Here is a 4103-nt window from a genome sequence, read left to right as displayed (position 1 = left end):
TACGGAAATTATCAAACCTATTATTTGAGCGTGCATTGTAATGCAATGGATGTTCGTGAACTTAGTACCACCGGTACTGAACCTCCTTCACACTTTGACTTTGCTGCTGTTACAGGTGTCACTATATCTTCTGGATTACATCGATCATTCGCATCAGTGGCGCTGGGGTTCGGATCAAACACAATGTCCACGTAATATTGTCCATGAGGAATCTGTACACTGTGGTTCGTTTTCCCCACCGGAGCGTTGTAAGAAGAGGATACGTATTCTGAAGAAATTTCTTCGTTCCAAGCTACTAAACATACATCTATGGCAGCCGCATCATTGTTGTTTATAGAAGCAATAGCGTCTGTAAGATATTCGGTAGCGTTAATTAGAGCGAGGTGCTTCAGGTCATATTCTGGATCTGGATTGCTTAAACCGGTTAAAGAATATTCGGAGCGAGGGTAGTCCTTCTCGTAAACGTTTTGTGCGGTGTAGGTAGCGTTATAGTGAGAAGTAGATCCAGTTCTATCTTGTGCTGAGTCAGAACCAGGGTCTTTATTGCCATCTAGGCCAGCACTGATAGTAAATAGGTCATTTAGGTTCTTATTTTTTCCTATATCTACCCCCGTTCCTTCAGCGGTATTTATACCGATATAGTAATTCCAGCCAAAATTAAGAAAGTCCTCATAGGCTATATCGTTTGTGCCATCGCTGCTTTTTGCCCAAGCAGAAGCGGAATTTCCCCAACCATCACGAAAAGTTCTTATCTGAAGACTGCTACTATTGTACGAGATGGTTTCTAGATCAAAGCCTTGTAGATATGGACCTTTCCAGCTGGCCCCTAACTCAGGTACCCAAGTATCAGCGATACCAGCCGCTGTATCACATTCATTTGCTGCATCCCAACTTGGATCATTAGGACGTTCAGCGATATTAAAGTGGTCAGGGTCTGCACAGTAGCCGTCATCAGTTAGTAGTTCTCGAAGGCTGATCGGTGCACGCCCCATATCTGCAATAAACCCAGATACTTGCACTTCGCCATTTTGAGTGGCTGATGGGTTACCGATAATTGCTTCTCGAATCATCGCTTGCCGTGACTTAGTCGCTTCAAATCGTTCTTGGTTAGTATTTTGGGCAACAAATTCGGTAGCTAGGTTTGCTATCAAACCAAGAACAGCAACCACAACAACCAGTTCCAATAATGTAAAGCCACCCTGTTGTTTCTCGATTGGGATAGTCATTAATTGGCCCTCAATACAGTGACAATGTCATCGTTGTTGGTGACTTCACCAAACGCACTATTTTTACCCGCACTAATGATTGCAACGCAGCTGCTGGTGCAGTCGGGGATACTGCTATTGGTATAAGCGATGTCATATCGATAAGGCATACCGGCGACTTTAAGAGCTATCCAATTACCTTCATTTAGTACTACAAAGCAGGAGTCGCTTCCGGAATAGGTTTTCTTACGCTCAAACGGATCAGCTATCGCATCAAAGCTGTTGTTGGAGCCTGTGACCGACAAATCACAGTCCTGTGTGCTTAGTAACTGTTTGGACTCGATTGTTAGATAGGGGCCATTCCATCCGCGGCCCATACTGTGATTCCAAGGTAATCGATTTCTAGGATCACCGTCTGAGCTGTCAGTATCACCATCTCCATTGGTGTCGTAGAGCTCAGGAGCTGATAAAAGCCAACCCAAATTATTTTGATGTTCATACTCGGACTTTTTCGTGCTGCTATCGCTAGCCCCGAATAGGTTATCTGCTGTAAACATCCCCTCTTTCGGAAAATACCCCGTATCCTCCTTAAACCGATAGATCGCATTGGCGATCCGTTTCATCTCGACATGCACTAGCTGTTCCTGCGCATCTTGCTCGTATCCGTCCATCGCTACCGCGGCAATACCCGCAAGTGACGCCAGAACGGAGACCACGACCAGCAATTCAAGCAAGGTGAAGCCCTGCTGTCTTTTGTGGGTTGGATTAGGTGTTCGTACGGTGTTCTTCATTCTGCCTCCCCTACTCCTTGATCCGGTTTTCAGCCAGACCTAATACCCGCTCGACTTCGTTAATATCGGTGATACCCGCTTTCAGCTTATCGAGTGCGGATTGGCGCAGACTGGCGTGACCCTGTTGTTCGGCATAGGCCTCCAGCTGCTGATCGTTGGCGCCAGTTGCAATCAACGTTTCCAGCTCAGGGGTGATCGGTAAAACCTGAAAGATACCAATCCGGCATTGGTAACCCGTTCGGCTCGTATCGCTGGGTTTAGCACGGTAGAGCTGTAGCTCTGCGATTTCGTCGTCCTTAAAACCGACCGCTTTGAGACGTTGCGGAGAGACTTCGTCCCGCTCGCGGCTGTTGGGATCAAGCTTGCGCAGCAAGCGCTGGCTGATGACAAGGCTCAGGGTCGAAGCTATGTTGTGATCGTTCACACCCAGATTTCGCAGGCGTGGAATGGCTTTAGTTGCGCTGGTGGCATGTAGAGTGGAGAGCACTAGGTGACCGGTGTGGGATGCTTTGATCGCGGTATCGATGGTCTCTTCATCGCGCATCTCTCCCAGCATGATCACATCCGGGTCCTGCCTTAAGATGCTGCGGGCAATGTTTGCGAATGTGATGCTCTGGCGGGCACTGATATTGATCTGATTGACGCCGGGCAGGTTGATCTCAACCGGGTCTTCTACCGTGTAGATATTGCGCTGGTGGTTATTCAATTGCTTGAGCAATGTATACAAGGTGACAGTCTTCCCACTGCCAGTGGGACCGGTGACCAGAATCATGCCCTGCAAACGTTGGCTGGCATGCTGGATCTGCTGAATTTGTGGCTGACTCAACCCCAGCATCGTGAGGTCCAGCAGTTCAGAGGGCAGATGCAACAGACGTAACACGACGGTTTCGCCGTACAGTGTCGGGGTGATCGAGCAGCGAAAATCGAGCCCGGTTTTATCATCCAGCAACATACGGAAACGGCCACTTTGGGTGCCATGGTGCTCGGAGATATCCAATCCGGCGATGACTTTCAGGCGAATAATCAGCTGACGACCAAAACCGGTTGGCAGATTGTTGATCTCCTGCATGACACCATCGACGCGCAGGCGGATACGCAGACTCTCTTCAAAAGGTTCGAAGTGGATATCTGAGGCCCCTGTTTTCACCGCATCCAGCAGCATACGATTCAGAAACAGCGGTGCGGTCTGGTCGTTGTGGGTCAGCTCATCTGAGGTCAGGTTATCGCGGCTGTTTTCCTGCAGGGTAAACACCAGATTGTCAGGGTTTATGTCCAGCGTATTGAGGTTCAGTTGCATCAATCTTCTCCTTACCGATTACCCGGCAGATACCTGCATCATGGCCTTAAAGAAGGCGTAATAAACGAAACCCACCTGCCCCGCGACGATCACGGTCATCGCCGGTTCCATGGTGGCGATCATGCGTTTGATACGGGCTTCGGCCATTTCCTGGTAGTACTTACCCAGCTCACGCATCACGTGTTCCAGTTCACCACTGCGCTCGCCGATACCGGCCATATGCTGGACCATGGGTGGAATATTGTTTTGTTTGAGACCGTACGCGAGGCTGCGTCCGGCCAGAATTTCGTCCCCCGCCTGCTGGAAACAGATTGAGAGTCGGTTGTTGCCCATGATGTCGCTGACCACACGCAGGGATTCGAGGACCGTTAAACCTGAACTGAGCAGCAAAGACATGGTCCAGCCCATCTGGGACATGGCGGAGGTGCGTATGCTGTGACCGACCATCGGTACATGCAGCAGAATTCGGTCGATTACCGCTTTGCCGAGTACCGTGGTGTACGAGGCCAGCGTCAGGAACAGTCCGATACCCAGTACAATGGTCAGATACAGGCCGTAATCCACCAGCCAGGTCGAGATATTCATCATCGCCTGTGTAGCGCCAGGTAGATCCTGCGAGCGGCCCTCAAGCAGGGTGGCGAATTTGGGGATGATGCTCAGGGTCAGAAACAGGGTGACACCCACCGAGGCGACCAACAGGAACATCGGATAGGTCATGGCCGAGATAAACTGACGCTTCAGTGCGGCCGAACGTTCAAGGCTTTCTGCCAGTCGTTCCAGCGTGGCTTGTAACTCACCGGACGCTTCTCC

The 4103-nt window shown here is 50.0% G+C and carries 4 protein-coding genes; all 4 read right to left on the bottom strand.

Translation table 11 applies throughout. From position 1 onward, the window contains the following. Positions 1–20 precede the first annotated feature (20 nt). Positions 21–1226 (bottom strand): prepilin-type N-terminal cleavage/methylation domain-containing protein, encoded by a 1206-nt coding sequence (locus ABYW01_RS15795; RefSeq protein WP_372834482.1) that lies wholly within the window; start codon positions 1224–1226, stop codon positions 21–23. After that, positions 1226–1996, bottom strand: a complete 771-nt coding sequence (locus ABYW01_RS15790) for a prepilin-type N-terminal cleavage/methylation domain-containing protein (RefSeq protein ID WP_372834480.1) — start codon at positions 1994–1996, stop codon at positions 1226–1228. Before ABYW01_RS15790 ends, ABYW01_RS15795 begins: the two co-directional genes overlap by 1 nt. Positions 1997–2006: 10 nt before the next feature. After that, a complete protein-coding gene (locus ABYW01_RS15785) occupies positions 2007–3293 on the bottom strand; it encodes a GspE/PulE family protein (protein ID WP_372834478.1) in 1287 nt (428 codons plus the stop codon). 18 nt (positions 3294–3311) lie between these two features. Next, positions 3312–4103 (bottom strand): type II secretion system F family protein (locus tag ABYW01_RS15780; protein WP_372834475.1); only part of this gene is annotated, 792 nt, incomplete at its 5' end.

It is taken from the genome of Pontibacterium sp. (genome assembly GCF_041587635.1).
Classification (GTDB): Bacteria; Pseudomonadota; Gammaproteobacteria; order Pseudomonadales; family Balneatricaceae; genus Pontibacterium.
Note: the sequence above shows the minus strand (reverse complement) of the source record. Positions and strands in the feature narration are given on the sequence as shown.

Coding starts and splice junctions, on each gene's coding strand:
- ABYW01_RS15795 (WP_372834482.1), bottom strand. CDS start 1,226: ATGACTATCCCAATCGAGAAACAACAGGGTGGCTTTACATTATTGGAA.
- ABYW01_RS15790 (WP_372834480.1), bottom strand. CDS start 1,996: ATGAAGAACACCGTACGAACACCTAATCCAACCCACAAAAGACAGCAG.
- ABYW01_RS15785 (WP_372834478.1), bottom strand. CDS start 3,293: ATGCAACTGAACCTCAATACGCTGGACATAAACCCTGACAATCTGGTG.